At 64.4% G+C, this 19,366-nt stretch carries 19 protein-coding genes; 17 read left to right on the forward strand and 2 right to left on the reverse strand.

Going from position 1 to position 19,366, the window contains the following annotated elements; translation table 11 throughout:
- Positions 1-241: 241 nt before the first annotated feature.
- From ATK23_RS05025 to ATK23_RS05045, 5 genes are all read left to right on the forward strand, one after another.
- Positions 242-910, forward strand: coding sequence for a response regulator transcription factor (locus tag ATK23_RS05025; RefSeq protein WP_066138990.1), 669 nt, complete (start codon positions 242-244; stop codon positions 908-910).
- Positions 907-2,343, forward strand: a complete 1,437-nt coding sequence (locus tag ATK23_RS05030) for a sensor histidine kinase (protein WP_066138247.1) — start codon at positions 907-909, stop codon at positions 2,341-2,343. The genes ATK23_RS05025 and ATK23_RS05030 overlap by 4 nt, the downstream gene beginning before the upstream one ends.
- On the forward strand, positions 2,333-3,307 hold the full coding sequence (locus tag ATK23_RS05035; RefSeq protein WP_066138251.1) for a TAXI family TRAP transporter solute-binding subunit: 975 nt from the start codon (positions 2,333-2,335) through the stop codon (positions 3,305-3,307). The genes ATK23_RS05030 and ATK23_RS05035 overlap by 11 nt, the downstream gene beginning before the upstream one ends.
- A gap of 84 nt (positions 3,308-3,391) precedes the next feature.
- Positions 3,392-4,708 carry a M20/M25/M40 family metallo-hydrolase gene (locus ATK23_RS05040; protein WP_066138254.1) on the forward strand — a complete coding sequence of 439 codons (1,317 nt, stop codon included), beginning with the start codon at positions 3,392-3,394 and terminating at the stop codon, positions 4,706-4,708.
- A 47-nt stretch (positions 4,709-4,755) separates the two neighbouring features.
- Positions 4,756-5,895, forward strand: coding sequence for an acyl-CoA dehydrogenase family protein (locus ATK23_RS05045; protein ID WP_066138257.1), 1,140 nt, complete (start codon positions 4,756-4,758; stop codon positions 5,893-5,895).
- A 33-nt stretch (positions 5,896-5,928) separates the two neighbouring features.
- Here the strand turns inward: ATK23_RS05045 and ATK23_RS05050 are convergent, their stop codons facing one another.
- Entirely contained in the window at positions 5,929-6,162 is a 234-nt protein-coding gene (locus ATK23_RS05050; protein WP_066138260.1) for a DUF5703 family protein, read from the reverse strand.
- Between the two features lie 44 nt (positions 6,163-6,206).
- On the opposite strand from ATK23_RS05050, the gene ATK23_RS05055 reads away from it, so the two are divergent.
- The 3 genes from ATK23_RS05055 (at position 6,207) to mshC (ending at position 8,709) form a co-directional block, all read left to right on the forward strand.
- Positions 6,207-6,416: a hypothetical protein gene (locus ATK23_RS05055; protein WP_038991037.1), complete on the forward strand. Its 210-nt coding sequence runs from the start codon at positions 6,207-6,209 to the stop codon at positions 6,414-6,416.
- Between the two features lie 78 nt (positions 6,417-6,494).
- Positions 6,495-7,319, forward strand: a complete 825-nt coding sequence (locus ATK23_RS05060) for an undecaprenyl-diphosphate phosphatase (RefSeq protein ID WP_066138263.1) — start codon at positions 6,495-6,497, stop codon at positions 7,317-7,319.
- A gap of 127 nt (positions 7,320-7,446) precedes the next feature.
- The gene (mshC, locus tag ATK23_RS05065; RefSeq protein ID WP_066138266.1) at positions 7,447-8,709 is read left to right on the forward strand and encodes a cysteine--1-D-myo-inosityl 2-amino-2-deoxy-alpha-D-glucopyranoside ligase; all 1,263 of its coding nucleotides are present in this window, start codon (positions 7,447-7,449) and stop codon (positions 8,707-8,709) included.
- Positions 8,710-8,741: 32 nt separating this feature from the next.
- On the opposite strand, the gene ATK23_RS05070 is transcribed toward mshC, so the two are convergent.
- Positions 8,742-9,650 carry a proteasome assembly chaperone family protein gene (locus ATK23_RS05070; protein WP_066138269.1) on the reverse strand — a complete coding sequence of 303 codons (909 nt, stop codon included), beginning with the start codon at positions 9,648-9,650 and terminating at the stop codon, positions 8,742-8,744.
- A gap of 83 nt (positions 9,651-9,733) precedes the next feature.
- Between ATK23_RS05070 and ATK23_RS05075 the strand changes: the two genes are divergently transcribed.
- The 9 genes from ATK23_RS05075 to ATK23_RS05115 all read left to right on the forward strand — a co-directional run bounded on the left by ATK23_RS05075 (position 9,734) and on the right by ATK23_RS05115 (position 19,320).
- Positions 9,734-10,447 carry an HAD family hydrolase gene (locus tag ATK23_RS05075; protein ID WP_066138272.1) on the forward strand — a complete coding sequence of 238 codons (714 nt, stop codon included), beginning with the start codon at positions 9,734-9,736 and terminating at the stop codon, positions 10,445-10,447.
- On the forward strand, positions 10,444-11,571 hold the full coding sequence (locus ATK23_RS05080) for a site-2 protease family protein (RefSeq protein ID WP_083515432.1): 1,128 nt from the start codon (positions 10,444-10,446) through the stop codon (positions 11,569-11,571). The genes ATK23_RS05075 and ATK23_RS05080 overlap by 4 nt, the downstream gene beginning before the upstream one ends.
- Before the next feature lie 42 nt (positions 11,572-11,613).
- The gene (locus ATK23_RS05085; protein ID WP_100339245.1) at positions 11,614-12,675 is read left to right on the forward strand and encodes a tRNA (adenine-N1)-methyltransferase; all 1,062 of its coding nucleotides are present in this window, start codon (positions 11,614-11,616) and stop codon (positions 12,673-12,675) included.
- Positions 12,676-12,823: 148 nt separating this feature from the next.
- Positions 12,824-14,533, forward strand: coding sequence for a proteasome ATPase (arc, locus tag ATK23_RS05090; protein ID WP_407645321.1), 1,710 nt, complete (start codon positions 12,824-12,826; stop codon positions 14,531-14,533).
- Positions 14,530-16,146, forward strand: a complete 1,617-nt coding sequence (gene dop / locus ATK23_RS05095) for a depupylase/deamidase Dop (RefSeq protein WP_066138278.1) — start codon at positions 14,530-14,532, stop codon at positions 16,144-16,146. Before arc ends, dop begins: the two co-directional genes overlap by 4 nt.
- A 67-nt stretch (positions 16,147-16,213) precedes the next feature.
- On the forward strand, positions 16,214-16,399 hold the full coding sequence (locus ATK23_RS05100; RefSeq protein WP_066138284.1) for a ubiquitin-like protein Pup: 186 nt from the start codon (positions 16,214-16,216) through the stop codon (positions 16,397-16,399).
- Between the two features lie 78 nt (positions 16,400-16,477).
- The gene (pafA, locus tag ATK23_RS05105) at positions 16,478-17,851 is read left to right on the forward strand and encodes a Pup--protein ligase (RefSeq protein ID WP_066138288.1); all 1,374 of its coding nucleotides are present in this window, start codon (positions 16,478-16,480) and stop codon (positions 17,849-17,851) included.
- Positions 17,852-17,972: 121 nt separating this feature from the next.
- Positions 17,973-18,908: an FKBP-type peptidyl-prolyl cis-trans isomerase gene (locus tag ATK23_RS05110; protein ID WP_157801635.1), complete on the forward strand. Its 936-nt coding sequence runs from the start codon at positions 17,973-17,975 to the stop codon at positions 18,906-18,908.
- 16 nt (positions 18,909-18,924) lie between these two features.
- Positions 18,925-19,320: an FKBP-type peptidyl-prolyl cis-trans isomerase gene (locus tag ATK23_RS05115; protein WP_066138294.1), complete on the forward strand. Its 396-nt coding sequence runs from the start codon at positions 18,925-18,927 to the stop codon at positions 19,318-19,320.
- Positions 19,321-19,366 lie beyond the last annotated feature (46 nt).

Consider the following 19,366-nt stretch of genomic DNA (forward strand, 5'->3'; position numbering starts at 1 on the left):
TGATTTTCCTTTGCCGCAATGCGATGCCGCCGCGGCAGCGCATCTACGGTGATGCGGACCACGGGGGTGTGAGATCGTATTCAATCTTCGTAGTGATCTTTCTTACTGGCAAACTCACAGTCAACTACTAACACTTTCTTAAGTTTGAGGGTGACGTGAGAAACACTGCGTACCCGAATTGCTAGAATTGACCAGTTACCTGCGGGCTTCGCGCCCGGATCTGATCACCGAGGATGATGCCGTGCAGCTGTTGATCGTCGAAGACGACGAGGCCGTCGCCCGCGCCCTGATTGATGCGGTGAGCGCGGCCGGCCACCTGGCAGAGCATGTCAGCCGCGGTGCCGACGCGCTGTTGAAGCATCGCAACGCACAAATGATCCTGCTGGACCTGGGCCTGCCGGACATGGACGGACTTGAGGTCCTGCGCAAGCTGCGCCAAATCAGCGACGTTCCCGTCGTCATCCTCTCGGCTCGCAATGACGAGCGCAGCGTGGTCCGGGGGCTGCGCCAGGGCGCAGACGATTTCCTGGTCAAGCCCATCGGCCTGGCAGTTCTCCTTGCCCGTATTGACGCGGTGGCGCGCCGGGCAAAGGTGCTTGCTGACGACAACGACGGCGTGCTCATCGCCGGCGGGCTGCGCGTGGATACCGGCAAGCACGAAGCGGTACTCGATGGGCGGGCTCTGCATTTGACCGCCAAGGAATTCGACTTGCTGGCGTTCCTGGCCCAGCACGCCGGATCGGTAGTCACCCGGGAGCAGATCCTTGACCGCCTCTGGGGCGACGCATTCATTGCGGTTTCGCGTTCCTTGGATGTCCACCTCACCGGATTGCGTTCCAAGCTCGCGGCGCCGGGGATGATCGTGAACGTTCGCGGGGTCGGCTACCGGCTGGAAACGCCAAACCCGTGAGGCTGCGCGTACTGGGAATCCTGGGCACTCTGCTGCTGGCGATCGTCGCCATCGCCAGCGCGATGCTGTTGCAGAGCGTGAGCCGCGATGCCACCGCGGACCTGCAGCTGAACCGGATTTCGGCATTGAACCGCTTTGTCCAGCTTGCCACCCATGCCGACCTGAACAGCGACATGTCGCTGCTCCAGCTGGAGATGGATACCTATAGCGATCTGTATGGCGAGGGACTGCTGATCAATCTCGGCCAGCGGCAGTTGGTCTCGGGGAGCATCGACCCGCAGGATCCCGAGGTTGCGCAGGCCGTGCGCAATGCCGAACTGAACCTCGGGCTCCTCCAGCTTCCGCCCATCGATCCCTTCTCCGATGCCACTGCATTGCTTTCGCAGCCTTTCGGCAATTCCGCCCAGGTGCTCGGCTCGGTCACGATGCAAGTGAAACTGGAAACTGCACGCACAAAGGTGCTGGAAAAGTCCAGCGTGCTCTGGCTCATGGTCATCTCCCTTGGTGCCGCACTGCTGCTCCTGGCCGACCGCCTCACCTCTTGGGTGCTTCGCCCGGTGCACCGGCTCAACGACGCGGTCAACGACATTGCGCAGCACCAGGCACCGGTGCATCTGGAAGAGCAAGGCCCTCCCGAGCTGCGCCAGCTGTCCCGGTCACTGAGCCGCATGGCCCAAACCATGGCCGAGAGCCTGGAGCAGCAGCAACGGCTCATCGCAGAGACATCCCATCAGCTGCGCAACCCGGTAGCAGCATTGAGGCTTCGCGTGGATCTGCTGAAGATGCGCCTGGGCGAGCAGGCGGACCCCGCCGGAGTGCACGCCGTGGAAAGCGAACTGGAACGGGTCGAGACCCTGCTGGATGGCGTCATGCGCTTGGCCAGCGCCGAGCATCGGCTGACCGAGCAAAGGGCCGGGGACGCGCTGCCCGACGCAGCTGTGCGCGGCCAGCAAATCGACGTCGGGCAGATGCTTGCCGAAGAAGTCGAACGGCAATCCGAAGCTGCCCGGCTGCTAGGCAACCAGCTGGTGCTCGATGCCAGTGCCACCTCGGAACCGGAAGCCATCGCGTGGTGCAACGGCTTCGATTTGCAGCAGATGCTCGCAGAACTGGTTGAGAACGCCTTCAAATACGCACCCGGCAGCAGCATCGTGATGGGCCTCGAGCTCCACCAGCGAACAATAGGGATTCATATCCAAGACCATGGTCCCGGCATGAGCGCAGCTGAACTGGAGAACGCCGCAGATCGGTTCTGGCGTGCAGAACAGGTGCGGCACCGCCAGGGAACAGGGTTGGGACTGGCGATCGTCGATCGCCTGGCACGCGTCAATGCCGGTGGACTCACGCTGGAATCTTCTCCGGGCCAAGGGCTGAAAGCCACAATAAGCCTCCCCCGGCACACCAAGGAATCAGAGATCCACGATGAATCCTGAGCCATTGCCATCGCGGCGGAAACTGCTCAAATACCTGCTTGCGCTCCCGGTGGCTGCCACGATCCCGGCCTTGGGTTCTTGCACTTCGCGGGCCAGTGCAGGCCGATTGGATATCGCGTCAGGTGAAGATGGGGGAATGTACTTCCAATTTGCCTCCTTGCTCTCCAAAGCGCTGGTGGCCAACGGCGTCGCCGAGCAGTCGCACGCCTTGAATACCCAAGCTAGCGCCCAGAACCTGGCGATGCTCGCAGGCAATGAGGCCGAGCTGGCCCTGGCGCTGGCCGATACGGCGGACCAGTATCGGAAGGATCATGGCTCGCAGACCCAGCCGCTGGCCCTGGGCCGCGTCTACCAGAACTATTTCCATTGCATAATCCGTCCTGAAGCTGGCATCGATTCGCTGCAGGATCTGGCAGGACGCACCATCGGGACCGGCGCACCCGAATCCGGCACCTGGGTCACTGGCCAGCGGATCCTAGAAGCGGCGAAGCTCAAGGACAGTGCGAACGCGCCCAAGGAGCTGCAGTACGGGTACGCGGCAGGGCTGGACGCGCTGAGCCGCGGAAGCATTGACGCGCTCTTCCTCTTCGGCGGCCTGCCGGTGATGCCGCTGAGCGAACTCGCGTCCAGCATGGATTTGGAACTGCTCGACGTGTCGGGAGTCCTGCCGCAACTGCGTGCCCAGTACCCGGACCTGTACGACGCGGTTGCCATCCCGGAGGGAACCTACCGCGGCGTCAAGTCCGTCCAGACCATCGGGGTGGGCAACTTGTTGATGGCGCGCGCGGACATGGCTGATGACCTGGCCGGAGCCATCGTCAAGCTCCTGGTCGACCATGCTGGCCAGCTGGTGCCCGAGTCCAGTGCCGGCATCCAATTCCTGACCACTGAAACCTTGATCAGCACCGGTGGCCTGCCGTTGCACCCGGGTGCGCGCACCGCCTACCGGGAACTGCACGGATAAGCTCGCGCACGCCGGTACAAGACGGCCGGGGGCTTGGCCGACTAGTGTGTATGGCAGAGCACTGCTACGAGAGGATCAATTGCGATGCCCACTGCCGACGCCATTGCACGCATGGAAAATGAAGCCGTCGAGATTTGCCGGAAACTGATCCAGATCGACACGACGAACTACGGCGGCAACAAGGGTGCAGGTGAGCTGGAGGCCGCCGAATATGTTGCCGATTTGCTCCAGGAAGTTGGCCTGGATGCCAAGATCTACGAGTCTGCTCCCGGGCGGGCCAATGTGCTCACCCGTATTCCGGGTGCCGACCCGGCGCTGCCGGCCCTGGTGGTGCACGGCCATTTGGATGTCGTGCCGGCCATCGCCGAAGACTGGAGCGTGGATCCCTTCGGGGCGGAGATCATCGACTCGATGATCTGGGGACGCGGCGCGGTAGACATGAAGAACATGGATGCGATGATCATCGCCGCCATCCGCCATCTGCAGCGCGAAAAGATCACCCCACGGCGCGACCTGGTCATCGCCTTCTTTGCCGATGAGGAAGCCGGCGGGGACTATGGCGCAGGCTGGATGGTGCAGAACCATCCCGAGCTCTTTGCCGGCGCCACCGAGGCGATCAGCGAAGTCGGAGGGTTCTCGGTCGAGATCAACGGCCGCCGTGCCTACATGCTGCAGACCGCGGAAAAGGGCATCGCCTGGCTGAAGCTGACCGCCAAGGGCATGGCCGGGCACGGTTCGCAGCTGAACGGCGACAATGCGGTCACCCATCTGGCAGGAGCCGTGCACCGCATCGGCGAGCATCAATGGCCGCTGTCCTATACCAAGACCACGCGCGCCCTGCTGGAACAGGTAGCCGAGCTGTCCGGGCTGGACTTCAATGAAGCAGATCCCGCCCCGCTGCTCTCGGCCATGGGCAACGTCTCGAGGTTCGTCGGCGCGACCCTGCAGAATACCGCGAACCCTTCCGCATTGGACGCCGGCTACAAGCACAACGTCATTCCCGGCCATGCCGAAGCGCTGATGGACTGCCGTACCTTGCCCGAGCAGCACGAAGCCACCGTGCAGACCCTGCGCGAATTGGCCGGGGAACATGTCGAGCTGTCCATGGTGCATGAGCAGGATTCCCTTGAGGTGCCGTTCGCCGGGGCGCTGGTGGATTCGATGATCGAATCGCTGCTGTCCGAGGACCCGGATGCGGTGGTCCTGCCCTACATGCTCTCCGGCGGCACCGATAACAAATGGCTGGCCAAGCTGGGGATCACCGGCTACGGATTCGCGCCGCTGCAGCTTCCCGCCGAACTGGACTTCACCGGGATGTTCCACGGCGTCGATGAACGAGTGCCGGTGGACTCCGTCAAATTCGGCGTCCGCGTCCTGCAGAAGCTCTTGCAGGACTACTAGAAACATCCTCCTCCCAGCGAGCACAAGAGAAACCAGGAGCAGAATCCTTGTCCATCGAATCAGTACTGACCAACGAGCTGCTTGAACGCTTCCGCGGCCGGGCCGCCGGCTATGACGAGGCGAACGCGTTCGCCATCGAGGACTTCAACGAGCTGGTGGAACTCGGCTACCTCAAGGCGCTGGTGCCGGCGGATCGCGGGGGACTGGGGTGGAGTTTCGACACCCTGGCGCTGGCGCAGCGCCGCCTTGCCACTGCCGCGCCGGGTACGGCGCTGGCGATCAACATGCACCAGGTCTGGGCAGGAGTCGCCTATCTGCTGAAGGCCCGCGGGGACCGGCGCTTGGACATGGTTGCCGATTGGATTGCCGAGGGCGAGGTGATGGCCTTCGGGATTTCGGAACCAGGCAACGATGCGGTGCTCTTCGACTCCAAGACCAGTGCGGCCACCGCTGCCGATGGTTCGGTGGCATTCACCGGCGTGAAGATCTTCACCTCGCTTTCCCCGGCGTTCACCCGTCTGGGGGTGTTCGGCAAGGACCAGGACTCCGGGGAGCTCGTCCACGGCTTCGTCGCCCGCGGCGAAGGCGTGCAGTCGATGGACGACTGGAACACCTTGGGCATGCGGGCCAGCCAGTCGCACACCACGAAGCTGGAGGATGCGGTGGCTCCCAGCGATTGGGTGCATAGCCGGCTGCCGGTCGGCCCGAACGCGGACCCGCTGATCTTCGGCATCTTCGCGTCCTTCCTCACCCTGACCGCGAGCGTCTACGTGGGCATCGCCGATCGTGCGGTGACCCTGGCGCAGGAGGCGCTGAATGATCGAGTGCACCAGGACGGGACCAAATATTCGCAGGATGTCCGCGCCCGCGGCCTGCTGGCGGAGGCGGCCATGCGCCTGCTGTCCCTGGATGCCCTCCAGCGCTCGGTGGCCGGCGACCTGGAAGCCCAGGCGGACCACCAGGGCGCCTGGTTCCCGAAGCTGGTGACGCTGCGGACCATTGCAGGGGACACCGCACGGGAAAACGTCCAGGTTGCCGGCCAGCTGCTGGGCGGCGGCGGGTATTTCCGCGGCTCGGAATTCGAACGGCTCTACCGCGACGTGCAGGCCAGCTGGTACCACCCGTCCAATGCAGCGTCGGCTGCCAACACGGTGGCCTCCTGGCTGGTCGGCCCGCTCGACAGCTAGGACGAGGCCCGGCGCAGCCTGCCTAGCGGCGGTTCAGGGAGCCAGCGTGCTGCGAATGCGCATCACGCGGCGGCGCAGCCAATACTTGTAGGCGCCGCCCTCGTAGCGGCAGGTGCGCATCAGCTCCCATTTGCCGTTTTCCGCATGCTCGCGCAGGGCTGCCCGGGCTACATTCTTCGGCTCGCCGGGGAAAGAGGTGATGACCAGGTATTCGAAGCGCTGGTCATCGGGATGATGCAGCGGCGGCTTAATTCTTTCTTCGAGCATCCTGCCCCCTATCTAAAGAACGCCATGCGTTGTAGCCTCATGCTATGAGTACTGATCCGAGTTTTGCACTGCAAGCATTTATTGCCCGCCTGGAGCAGCATCTGGCAATTGTGTCGCAGAGCCGCGGTGCCGCCGAGGCTTCCGTCGACGCCGCCTTTGGCGCGTTGGCCGATGCCTTCGAAGACTATGAGGACGCCCTCTATGAACAGTATTCCGAGCTTTTGCCCTTCACCATACCCTCGGATGATGCGTGAGTACGACCACGGGGTGAATTTTTCGCATTACGTGTTTCTGAGTCCGGATACTCGCAATCCGTGAAGTAATGTCGAGGGGTGAATTGGTTTGAAGCAGCTTTCCTAGGATTGATCCAGGGCCTGACCGAGTTCCTCCCGATCTCGTCCTCCGCCCACTTGCGCATCGTTGGCGAACTTTTGCCTAACGCCCAGGACCCCGGGGCGGCTTTTACCGCCATTACCCAGCTGGGTACCGAAACCGCGGTGATCGTCTTCTTCTGGCGTGACATCGTACGCATCATCGGTGCGTGGTGCAAGGCCTTGGCCGGCAAGATCCCGCATTCGGATCCGGATGCCAAGATGGGCTGGCTGATCATCGTCGGCTCCCTGCCCATCGCGATCCTGGGCCTGCTGCTGGAAGACTACATCGATACGAACTTCCGTTCGCTGTGGATCGTGGCGACAACCCTGGTGGTCTTCGGCCTGATCCTGGCCATCGCCGACCACTACGGCAAGCAGCAGCGCACCTTGGAGAAGCTGACCGTCAAGCACGGCATCTTCTACGGCTTCGCGCAGGCCATGGCCCTGATTCCGGGCGTCTCGCGCTCCGGCGGCACCATCACCGCGGGCCTGCTCATGGGCTACACCCGCGAGGCGGCGGCCCGCTACTCGTTCCTGCTGGCCATCCCTGCGGTGTTCGCCTCGGGACTCTACAAACTGGCCAAGTCCTTCGATGAGCCGGGGGTCTACACCCTGGCGCAGACTGGTGTCGCCACCGTCGTCGCCTTCATCGTCGGCTTCCTGATCGTGGGCTGGTTCCTGAAGTTCGTTTCCACCCACTCCTACCGCTTCTTCGTCTGGTACCGCATCCTGCTGGGGCTGGCGCTGTTCGTCGCTCTCGGATTGGGCTGGATAGCCGCCTGATTCATCCCATGAAAGATGTCCGTGGACTGCTTCACGGACATCTTGCAGTTAACGGGAATAAACCTTGTCCTGCTTCACTTGGACTTAAAGGAAGAAATACGTCGCATCTGCGAAAGGATGTTCATAAGTGCACGCGTGGAAAAACCCTGAGGTACCTCAGGTGGCTGGTTCAGCACCGACACTGGAACTTTTCAACACCGCCACCGGTACCCAGCAGGCGACTGCGCCAGCGGATGAGGCTCTTGCGCCGGCAAGCATGTACGTTTGCGGAATCACCCCGTATGACGCCACCCATATGGGCCACGCCGCCACATATGTCACCTTCGACCTGGTGCAGCGCACCTGGCTCGACGCCGGGCGAACCGTGGCCTACACCCAGAACATCACCGACGTGGACGATCCGCTGCTGGAGCGTGCAACGGCCACGGGCGTCGACTGGCGGGAACTGGCCGAGTCGCAGATCCAGCTCTTCCGCGACGACATGGAAGCGCTGAATGTCATCCCGCCGCAGAACTACATCGGCGCCGTGGAATCCATCGGCTGGCTGGTCCCCGTGGTCGAGCAGCTGCTCGACGCGGACCTGGCCTACCGCGTGCCGGCCGGTGCCGACGGGGTCGAAGGCGACGTGTACTTCGACACCATGGCCGCGCAGAACGATGCCTGGACGCTGGGATCGGTCTCCAACTACGACCGCGAGACCATGCTCGGCTTCTTCGCCGAACGCGGCGGCGACCCGGACCGCGCAGGCAAGCGCGACGCGCTGGATCCGCTGTTGTGGCGTGCCGCCCGCGAGGGCGAGCCCCGGTGGAATGGCGGCACGCTGGGCGAAGGCCGCCCCGGCTGGCATATCGAATGCTCGGTGATTGCCCGCAAGACCCTGCCGGCTCCGTTCACCGTCCAGGGCGGCGGCTCGGACCTGATCTTCCCGCACCACGAATTCTCCGCGGCCCACGCCGCCGCCGGCGACCATGCCGAACTCGCGCAGGCCTACGTGCACACCGGCATGGTGGGCCTGGACGGCGAGAAGATGAGCAAGTCCCTGGGCAACCTGGTGCTGGTCTCCAAGCTGCGCGCCGCCGGCGTCGAGCCGGTGGCGATCCGCGCCGTGCTGCTCTCCCAGCACTACCGCAGCGACTGGTTCTGGACCGATGAACTGCTGGCCACCGCGCAGCAGCGCGTGGCGGCCTGGCGTGAGGCGCTGGCCAGCGCCAGCCTCGAGGATGCGGCCAGCGTGATGGCCCAGATCCGCAAGCACCTGGCCAATGACCTTGATGCGCCCTCCGCGCTGGATGCCATCGACCGGTGGGCCGCACAGCCTGCCAGCTCGAATGGCGAGGGCGCCAACGCCTTGCGCGACGGCATCGACGCGCTGCTCGGGCTCAAGCTCTAGCACGCTGCTTCGCACGCAACCCGGGGTTCGCCTCAGATATCGTAGTCGGACCCCGGGCCGTCCGTGCGGTATTTTCCGCGGCGGCGCAGGTAGCGCTCGAACTCCCGGGCAATGGATTCGCCGCTGGCCTCGGGCAGTTCGCTGGTGTCGGTGGCCTGCTCCAGCTGCTCGACATACTTGGCGACATCCGGATCCGCCGCGGCCAGCTCGTCCACCCCATGCTTCCAGGCCAGCGCATCCTCGCGCAGCTTCTGGTCGTGCACGGAGACCGGGAGGATCTCCTCCAGCAGCTCGATGATGGCCAGCTGGACCCGCGGGCTGGGGGACTGGGCGACATAGTGGGAAAGCTGCGCCCAGAGCGAGAGGCTCGGGATCCCGTAGCGTTCGAACTCCACACCGAGCACCGAGGGGATTCCGGTGGGCCCCTCGTAGCTGGAGGCGCTGATCTTCAGATGCTCCTGCAAGCGCGCATCGTCGCTGGCCAGCGAGGTCGGCACCGGGCGGGTATGCGGCACGTCGGCCAGCAACGCACCCACGCTCAGCACCGCGTGGACGTTGTGCTCCTGCGCCACCTTGATGATCCGGGAGCAGAACGCCTGCCACTTGAACGTCGGCTCGACACCGAGTACCACCAGCAGGTCGGCGGCCGCCTGCGGCAGCGCGATCTTGAACAGCTCGGTGCGCGGCCATTCCACCACGCGCCCACTCTCGGTGCGCCGGGTCTTGGGCCTGGTGAACTGGTAGTCGTAGAAGTCGTCCTCGCCCACCGTGGCCAGATGCTCGTACTCGTGGGATTCGAGCAGCAGGCGCACGGCATCCGTCGCCGCCGAGCCGGCGTCGTTCCACCCCTCGAAGGCGGCCAGGACAATGGTGGGGCGAATCTCATGCTGGGTCTTGGCGATATAGCTGTCCAGCGTCGGGGCGTGGTATTCCTCGTTCATTGACGACTCCTTGGCAGCACTCGATGTACCCGGCGTGGCTCGCCGAGGCGGCTTAGCCCCACTCTTCCATCTAGAATGGACTCATGCCAAGCACCAGTTTTGACTTTGCCGCCGGAACCAAGCCCGCAACCCCGCAAGCCGTGTTGTGGGATATGGACGGCACGCTGATCGACACCGAGCCCTATTGGCTGGCTGCCGAAGCCGAGCTGGTGGTCTCGCATGGCGGAACCTGGAGCCATGAGCAGGGCCTGGGCCTGGTCGGCAACGCGTTGCCCGATGGCGCCCGCGCCCTGCAGCTGGCCGGGGTGCAGCTGGAAATCCGCGAGATCATCGACTGGCTCTCGGCCCGGGTGGTTGCCGGCATCCGCCGCGAAATCCCCTGGCGCCCTGGAGCGCGCGAGCTGCTGGCCGCCTGCAAGCAGGCAGGGATCCCGCAGGCCTTGGTGACCATGTCCGAGCGCAGCATCGTCGACGAGCTGATGCTCGCCATCCCCGAAGGCACCTTCCAGGCCAGCGTGACCGGCGAAGAGGTGGCCCAGGGCAAGCCGCACCCCGAGCCCTACCTGCGCGGACTGCGGCTGCTGGGCGAAGCCACCGGCCAGCAGCTGTCCGCCTCCCAGTGCATCGGCTTCGAGGATTCGGTGCCGGGCATCGCCTCGGCGTCCGAGGCCGGGCTGCATGCGGTGCTGGTTCCCAACGCCACCGACCCCGGCGAGGGCAAGTGGCGCCGGATCGACTCCTTGGCCTTAGTGGATGTGGCCGCAATGTCCCGCTGGCTGGTGCAGGTCAGCGCGTGAGCGGTACCCAGGAAAAGTCCCCCGGAATCAAGCTGGGCCGCATCGGCGGCGTCCCGGTCTACCTCTCCAGCTCGTGGTTCATCATCACCGCGGTGATCACCTTCAGCGTGGGCATCCAGCTGGCGCGCGGCGGGATTATCCCGCCGCTGAGCGCCTACCTGATGGGCCTGGCCTGCGCCGTGGCCATCGCCGTGGCGGTGCTGGTCCACGAGGTGGCCCACGCGATGACCGCGCGCGCCTTCAAATGGCCCGATGCGCACATTGTGCTGACCCTGATGGGCGGGCACACCCAGTTCGGCTCCTTCAAGGCCAAGCCCGGCGCGTCGCTCTGGGTGGCGCTTTCCGGGCCGCTGTCCAACTTCGTGCTGGCCGGATTGGGCTGGCTGGTGATCCAGAACGCCACCCTGGGCGTGTACCCGAACCTGCTGCTTGACTTCTTCGTCTATGCCAACCTGCTGCTCGGCGCGTTCAACGCCCTGCCCGGGCTTCCGCTCGATGGCGGGCGGCTGGTCGAGTCCATCGTCTGGAAGGCCACCGGGTCCCAGTTCAAGGGCACCATCGCCTCGTCCTGGGTGGGCCGGGCGATCGCCGTGGGCCTCATCGGCTACTTCGTCATCTATCCGCTCATTCGCGGCGAGCAGCCGCAGATCATCACCGTGGTGGTCGGCATCATGGTGGCGATGTTCATGTGGCAGGCGACCACGCAGCTGATCGCGCACTCCAAGATGATGCTGAACCTGCCCACGGTAATCGCCACCGACCTGATGCGCCCGGCCTCGGCCATGGTCTCGCACGCCAGCGTTGCCGATGTGCTGGCGCGCCAGGCGGCACGCGGGGGAGAGATCATCCTGGTCGACCCGAAGGGAATGCCGGTCGGGGTCATCGACGCGCAGGCACTGTCCCGGGTGGATCGAAGCCAGGCGGCGCAGGTTCCGGCGCTGGCGGTGTCCCGCGCCCTGGGCCGAGGCGCGATCGTCGCCGAGGATTCGGACGGGCGCGCGCTGATCGACTACCTGGCCAGCGTGGAGAGCGCCGAATACGCGGTGATCAGCTCCACCGGGAACGTGGTGGGCCTGCTGCACCAGCGGCAAATCGTCAACGCCGTCACCGGACGCCGCAAGTAGACTTCTATACAGACTGAAAGCACCAAGAAAAGGATCACATCAGTGAGCGAAGCCATCAGCCAGGCCCCCCACGGAGCGGCAGCCCGCCGCGGCCCCTTCCGGGTCGGGGACCGCGTGCAGCTGACCGACGAGAAGCGCCGGATCAACACCATCACCCTGCAGCGCGGCGGGGAATTCCATACGCACAAGGGCGTGCTGCCGCACGAGGACATCATCGGGTTGCCCGAGGGCTCGGTCATCGAGAATGCCGACGGCTTCCGCTACCAGGCCCTGCGCCCGCTGGCCAAGGACTTCGTGCTCTCCATGCCGCGCGGAGCTACCGTGGTCTACCCGAAGGACGCGGCGCAGATCGTGCAGTTCGGCGACATCTTCCCCGGTGCCCGCGTGGTCGAGGCAGGCGTCGGCTCCGGCGCGCTGTCCATCTCCCTGCTGCGCGCAGTAGGCGACGAGGGTTTCCTGCACTCCTTCGAGCGCCGCGAGGAATTCGCCGACATCGCCCGCGGCAACGTCTCCACCGTCTTCGGCGGAGAACACCCGTCCTGGCAGATCTCCATCGGCGACTTCCAGGACAAGGTTGTAGAGCTCGAAGAGCCAGGCAGCATCGACCGCGTGGTGCTGGACATGCTCAGTCCCTGGGAATGCCTGGACGCGGTAGCCACCGTGCTGGCACCGGGCGGGGTGTGGACCAACTACGTTTCCTCAGTGACCCAGATGTCCCGCGTGGTCGAGGCGATCCGCGCCTCCGGCCAGTTCACCGAGCCCGAATGCTTCGAAACCCTGGTCCGCGGCTGGCACGTCGACGGCCTCGCGGTGCGCCCGGACCACCGCATGGTCGCGCATACCGCCTTCCTGATCACCTGCCGCCGGCTGGCCGACTCGGCTGACGGCATCCCGAAGGCCAAGCGGATCAAGGAGCACTCCTACTCGGACGAGGACCTCAGCGCCTGGACCCGCGATCACGCTGAGGACGAATGGACGGCAGAAGCCCTGGGCGAGCGCGGCCTGTCGGACAAGAAGCTGCGCCGTGCCGCGCGCGACGCCAACCAGTCGGTGCGCGTGCGCGCAGCTGAGGAAAATGCCGACGGCGCTGGCGGCGACGCCTGAGCAGCAACCATATATTGAGACGCTACGTCTCATAATGTGACATTAGGCCCCGGGTGTTCTGCACTCGGGGCCTTCAGTTCCTAGGATGGAAGCAAGCCGGTGCGCCATGCACTGGAAAAACTTCATCAGGCTCCCAGAACGGGCCCGGATGGCGTTGGATGTTGGAGGTTGGAACGTGAACGATAATCGCGAAGCAGAACAATTGGCCGAGCGGCTGCAGATGACTGAACGCCAGGTCAACGTGCTGCGCGACAAGAACCGCAACCTCGACAAGCAGCTGGCAGGAATCAGCGGGAACAACAAGCGGCTGGTCGCCCTGCTGGAAACCACGCGCGAGCAGATCATCAACCTGAAGGCCGCGCTGGAAAAGGACGGCGACACCCCCTTCAGCCACGGCACCATCGTGGCCAAGCACCCGCGCAAGCATCCCGAACCGGGCCTGGGCATCGCATCCACCGGCGCGCAGGCGGCCGACGTGATCTACTCCGGGCGCAAGATGCGCGTGGCGGTCAGCCCGCTGCTGGACTTCGAGAAGCTGGTCATCGGCCAGCAGGTGCTGCTCAACGAAGCACTGGTGATCGTTGCCGCCCTGGGCTTCGAGGAAACCGGGGAACTGGTCACAGTCAAGGAACTGCTGGAAAACCACCACGCAGTGGTCATGGCCCGGGCCGATGACCAGCGCGTGATCGAGCTGGCCGGACCGCTGCGCGAGATGCACCTGCGCGTCGGCGACCAGCTGTCCATTGATTCCCGCTCGGGCATGGCGGTCTCCCGCGTCCAGCTCACCGACATGCAATCCCTGGTGCTCGAAGAAGTGCCGGACATCGCCTACTCGGATATCGGCGGGCTGAACTCGCAGATCGAAGCCATCAAGGATTCGGTGGAACTGCCCTTCACCCATCCGGAACTGTACCGCGAGCACGGGCTGAGCGCGCCCAAGGGGATCCTGCTCTACGGCCCTCCGGGCTGCGGCAAGACGCTGATCGCCAAGGCCGTGGCCCACTCGCTGGCCCAGCGGGTCGCCGAGCGCAAGGAAGGCACCAGCAACCGCAGCTATTTCCTGAACATCAAGGGCCCGGAGCTGCTGGACAAGTACGTGGGCGAAACCGAACGCCACATCCGGCTGATCTTCGCCCGCGCCCGCGAAAAGGCGCTGCACGGCGATCCGGTCGTGGTGTTCTTCGACGAGATGGAAGCGCTGTTCCGCACCCGCGGCACCGGCGTCTCCTCGGATGTCGAAACCACCATCGTGCCGCAGCTGCTGGCCGAAATCGATGGCGTGGAGCGGCTGGACAACGTGATCGTCATCGGTGCCTCGAACCGCGAGGACATGATCGACCCGGCGATCCTGCGGCCCGGACGCCTGGATGTCAAGATCAAGATCCGCCGTCCCGACGCCGAGGGCGCCGCGGAAATCTTCAGCAAGTACCTGACCACGCAGCTGCCGCTGCACGCCGATGAGCTCGCGGTCGATGCCGGCGATGCCTCCGCCACCATCGCCCGGATGATCCGCGAGGCGGTGAAGGCCATGTACTCCACCGAACGGATCAACGAATTCCTCGAAGTCACCTATGTCACCGGCGATACCGAGGTGCTGTATTTCAAGGACTTCGCCTCCGGCGCGGTCATCCACAACATCGTGGACCGCGCCAAGAAGCACGCCATCAAGGCGCTGATCACGGACAACGAACGCGGCTTGAAAACCGAGTACCTGCTGCGCGCGGTCCGCGAGGAATTCGCCGAGCACGAAGACATGCCCAACACCACCAACCCCGATGACTGGGCGCGGATTTCCGGGCGCAAGGGCGAGCGGATCAGCAACATCCGTTCCCTGGTCGACCAGCAGGCCGGCAAATGAGCGCCCGTCGGCTGGTCGGCCTGGAAACCGAATACGGGATCATCCGCCCGAACATGCCCAGGGCCAACGCGACGGTGCTCTCGGCGCAGATCGTCGACGCCTACGCGCAACTGGTGGCCGAGCAGGACCCGGCGGCCAAGGCCGCGCGCTGGGACTATTCCGACGAATCCCCGCTGCAGGATGCGCGCGGCTTCGCCATGGACCGCGCGCAGGCGCACCCGAGCCAGCTGACCGACATGGAACCGGGGCTGGAGGACGAGGGCATCTGGACCGCCGAGTCCATTGCGCTCGACGGCAATGACGCGCATGTGGGATCCACGCTCTACCAGGAGAAGGACTCCACGGATGTAGTGATGAATATGGTGCTGGGCAACGGCGCACGCCTGTATGTGGACCACGCCCACCCGGAATACTCCAGCCCGGAAACGATGACGCCGCGCGACGCGGTGCTCTGGGACCAGGCCGGCGATGAGGTGATGCGCCGCGCCGCCCAGGCCGCCGCGCGCCTGGGCAGCGGGGAACTGCTGCTCTACAAGAACAACACCGACAACAAGTCGGTCTCCTACGGTTCTCATGAGAACTACCTGATGCCGCGCGGCATCGAGTTCTCCGCCATTGCCAGCGGGCTCACCCCGTTCTTCGCCAGCCGCCAGATCTTCTGCGGTGCCGGGCGGGTAGGCCAGGGCATGCTCAACGAACGGGCCGCCTTCCAGATCTCCCAGCGCGCCGACTTCTTCGAAGCCGAAGTGGGGCTGGAAACCACGATCAACCGCCCGATCATCAACACCCGCGATGAACCGCACGCGAACTGGGACAAGTACCGGCGGCTGCACGTGATCATCGGGGATGCGAACCTCGGACAGATCGCCACCCTGCTGCGCGTGGGCACCACCAACCTGGTGCTCTCGCTGATCGAAGCGGGCATGGCCCCGCAGCTGGAACTGGCCGAGCCGGTCCTGGCCTTGCAGCAGATCAGCCACGATCCGACGCTGAAGGCCAAGGTGGGATTGCGCGGCGGGGTGCAGCTGACCGCCATCGAGATCCAGCGCCATTACCTGCACGCGGCGGAAAGCTACTGCGCGGCACGGGGGATTGCGGATCCGGATACCACCGAGATCCTCACCCGTTGGGCGCAGATGCTGGATCTGCTCGACCGCGACCCGATGGACGCTGCCGATCAGATCGACTGGATCGCCAAATACCAGCTGGTCAACGGGTTCGCCCAGCGCCACGGAGTGGAGCTGTCGGATCCGCGCGTGGCGATGCTCGATCTGCAATGGGCGGATCTGCGCACAAACAAGGGGCTGTACTACCGGCTGGCCGAACGCGGAGCCATCCGGACGCTGTTCAGCCAGCAGGAGATCAACCAGGCGGTCAGCGCGCCGCCCGAGAATACCCGCGCCTACCTGCGCGGCATGACCCTGCAGCGCTATGCGCCGTATGTGGTCGCGGCGAACTGGGATGCGCTGTCCTTCGCCGTGCCCGGGGCGCGCAAGATCAGCCGCTTCCACATGCCCGAGCCGCTGGCCGGAACCCGGGCGCAGGTGGGCGAGCTGTTCGAGGCCGAGTTGGAGATTGCGGAATTTATCGACGAATTGGCGCGGCACCGCTAATCGGCGCAGAATAGGTATGAGTCCCGGTGCGTAATTCCGGGATTGGCGACTACGTCAGGAGAAAACGATGACCCAGGAAAGCTTCTCGTCCCGCCGCAACACCCATGACCAGCAGGCCGAAGCCGAGCAGGTCCAGGTGAACACCACCGGCCAGTCCGCCGGCGTGGAGGACCTGCTGGACGAGATCGACTCGGTGCTGGAATCCAACGCCGAGGAGTTCGTTCGCGGATTCGTGCAAAAGGGCGGCCAGTAAGCCCCCGCGGGCTTTCGGCTTTGGACATCGTGTTCTGCCACCCGGCGCAGAACCGCAGTTGAGGGGAAGTAGCTTCGCGTGGATCGCAGAATTTTTGGTCTGGAAACCGAGTTCGGACTGAATTATGTCCCGTCCGATGGGCGGCGGCTCACCCCGGAAGATGCCGCACGGCACCTGTTCAAGCCGGTGGTCAGCTGGGGGCGCAGCTCGAATGTCTTCCTGGAGAACGGCTCGCGCCTCTACCTGGATGTCGGCTCGCACCCCGAGTACGCCACCGCCGAATGCGACCAGCTCAAGCAGTTGATCGCCCATGACCGCGCAGGCGAAGTCTTCATGCTCGACCTCGTCGACCAGGCCGAAGACCAGCTGGCCGAAGAAGGCCACGAAGGCCGGATCTACATGTTCAAGAACAATGTGGACTCCGCCGGCAACTCCTACGGATGCCACGAGAATTACCTCATCCCGCGCAAGATCGAGTTCAAGCGCCTGGCCGACATGCTCATCCCCTTCCTCGTCACCCGCCAACTCTTGTGCGGTGCAGGGCATTTGATCACCGATGAGGGGGAAACCAAGTACGTCTTCTCCCAGCGCGCCGACCACATGTGGGAAGGGGTCTCCTCGGCCACGACGCGCTCGAGGCCGATCATCAACACCCGCGACGAGCCGCATGCGGATGCCGAGTACCACCGCCGGCTGCATGTCATCGTGGGCGATTCGACAATGAGCGAAACCACCCAGCTGCTCAAGATCGGCGCCACCGACCTGGTGCTGCGGCTGATCGAATCGGGGGAGATCTACCACGATTTGCGGCTGGAAAACCCGATCCGCTCGATCCGCCAGATCTCCCATGACTTCACCGGCCAGACCGTGGTGCGGCTGATGGGAGGCGACGAGCCCACCGCACTGCAGATCCAATGGATCCTCTTCGAATCGGTCAAGGAATTCATCGCCCGCCACGGCGCGCACCACGACCAGGTCGACACCGTCCTGGAATTATGGGAACGCACCCTGAACGCCGTGGAAAGCCAGGACTTCTCGCTGATCGACAAGGACATCGACTGGGCCATCAAGCACAAGCTGCTGATGGGATATGCGCGGAAGAATTCCCTCGAGCTCTCGGCCCCGCGTCTCGCGCAGCTGAACCTGACCTATCACGACATCGATCCGCAGCGCGGGCTGTTCCACCTGCTCAAGCGCCGCGGCCTGGCCAGCTCGGTGGTCTCCGATGCCGAAATCCTGCAGGCGGTGAACAACCCGCCGGCCACGACACGCGCGGCGCTGCGCAGCAAATTCATTCGTGCCGCACGGGCCAACGGACGGCGCTACAGCGCGGACTGGGTGCACATGAAGTACGAGGACGGTCCGGGCGGCATCGTGCTGTGCAAGGACCCGTTCGCTACCAGCAATCCGCAGATCGACGAGCTCATCGAGCTGATGGGCCAGCAGCAATAGCAAGCTGGAAACAAGTATTTACACAGCAAAAACATCTATGCTGGACGCAGGCCATTTCGAGCCATGCCCTTCAGGCAAGCCCGCAATGCAAGACCAGCTAATCCAACCGGAAAGAAGATTCGTGCGAAAAGTTTTGGCAGTATGCGCCACCGCGTCCATCCTTGCCCTGGCGTCCTGCGGTTCGGGTTCGTCAGCCCTGAGCGACATCGACGTCAAGCCAGCAGCAGATGACAAGACCGCACCGGAGGTCAAGTTCGATGCCCCGTTGCTGACCGAGAAGGCAGAAGCTGTCACCGTGGTGGAGGGCGAGGGAGCGGACGTCAAGGAAGGCGACACCATCCAGATCCAGTCGGGCCTCTACAAGACCATTGACGGCCTGCTGACCAATGAGAACTTCACCGCCGATCCGTCGCCGATGAAGGTTGACGAGACGCTCAAGGAGCAGATGCCCGAGCTGTACGACACCCTGTTGAAGTCCCAGATTGGCGACTGGATCGCCTATGCGGCGATTGAAGGCGTGCAGCAGGCAGATGGTTCCGTGGCCGAACCGGCCGAGGGCTCGCGTGCCGAACGGCTGATCGTGATCAAGATCGCCGATTCCAAGAGCCCTAGCCAGACCCTGGGCCAGGACGAGGTCAAGAAGCTCAAGGACGCGGGCAAGCTCCCCACCGTGAAGACCGGCAAGGGCGATCCGCAGATCACCATCCCGAAGGACACCGAGGCTCCTGAAGGGCTGGTCGTGGACGTCCTTGAAGAAGGAGACGGGCCAGCCGTTGGCGAAACCTCGAAGGTTACCGCCCACTACCACGGCGTGCGCTGGGAAGACGGCAAGAAGTTCGACGGCAACTTCGACAGCGAAGAAGGCTTCGAGGCCGATATGGCCGGAGGCGTGATCGAGGGCTGGCTGCAGGGCTTCCAGGGCCTGAAGGAAGGCAGCAAGGTCTTGCTGACCATCCCGACCGACTTGGCCTACGGCGAAAACGCTGAAGCCCAGGGCCGGCCTGCAGGCCCACTGGTCTTCTACGTAGAATTAGACAAGGTAAGCGAAAGCAAGTAACAGAAAGGCCGTGAGCATGTCGTTCGGAGAACGCAACTACGACCGCACCAAGCCGGAGATCGATTTCCCGGGCACCGACGCTCCTGAAGAACTGGTCATCACAGACCTCATCGAGGGAACCGGCGCTGAGGTCACTCCAGGCACCACCGTCCAGGCGCACTACGTAGGCGTCGCCTGGTCAACCGGCGAGGAATTCGACTCCTCCTGGGGCCGCGGGCAGACCCTCGACTTCCCAGTGGGCGTCGGAATGGTCATCCAGGGCTGGGACCAGGGCCTGCTGGGCATGAAGGTCGGCGGCCGCCGCCGCCTGGACATCCCATCGCACCTGGCCTACGGCGAGCGTGGCGCCCCGGGTGCCATCGGTCCTAATGAAGCACTGATCTTCGTTGTCGATTTGATGGGCACGAAGTAATTACATGTGCTGGCAACGGCCCCGATTCACGAATCGGGGCCGTTGC

The organism is Glutamicibacter nicotianae, assembly GCF_002797775.1.
In the GTDB taxonomy this organism is placed as follows: domain Bacteria; phylum Actinomycetota; class Actinomycetes; order Actinomycetales; family Micrococcaceae; genus Glutamicibacter; species Glutamicibacter nicotianae.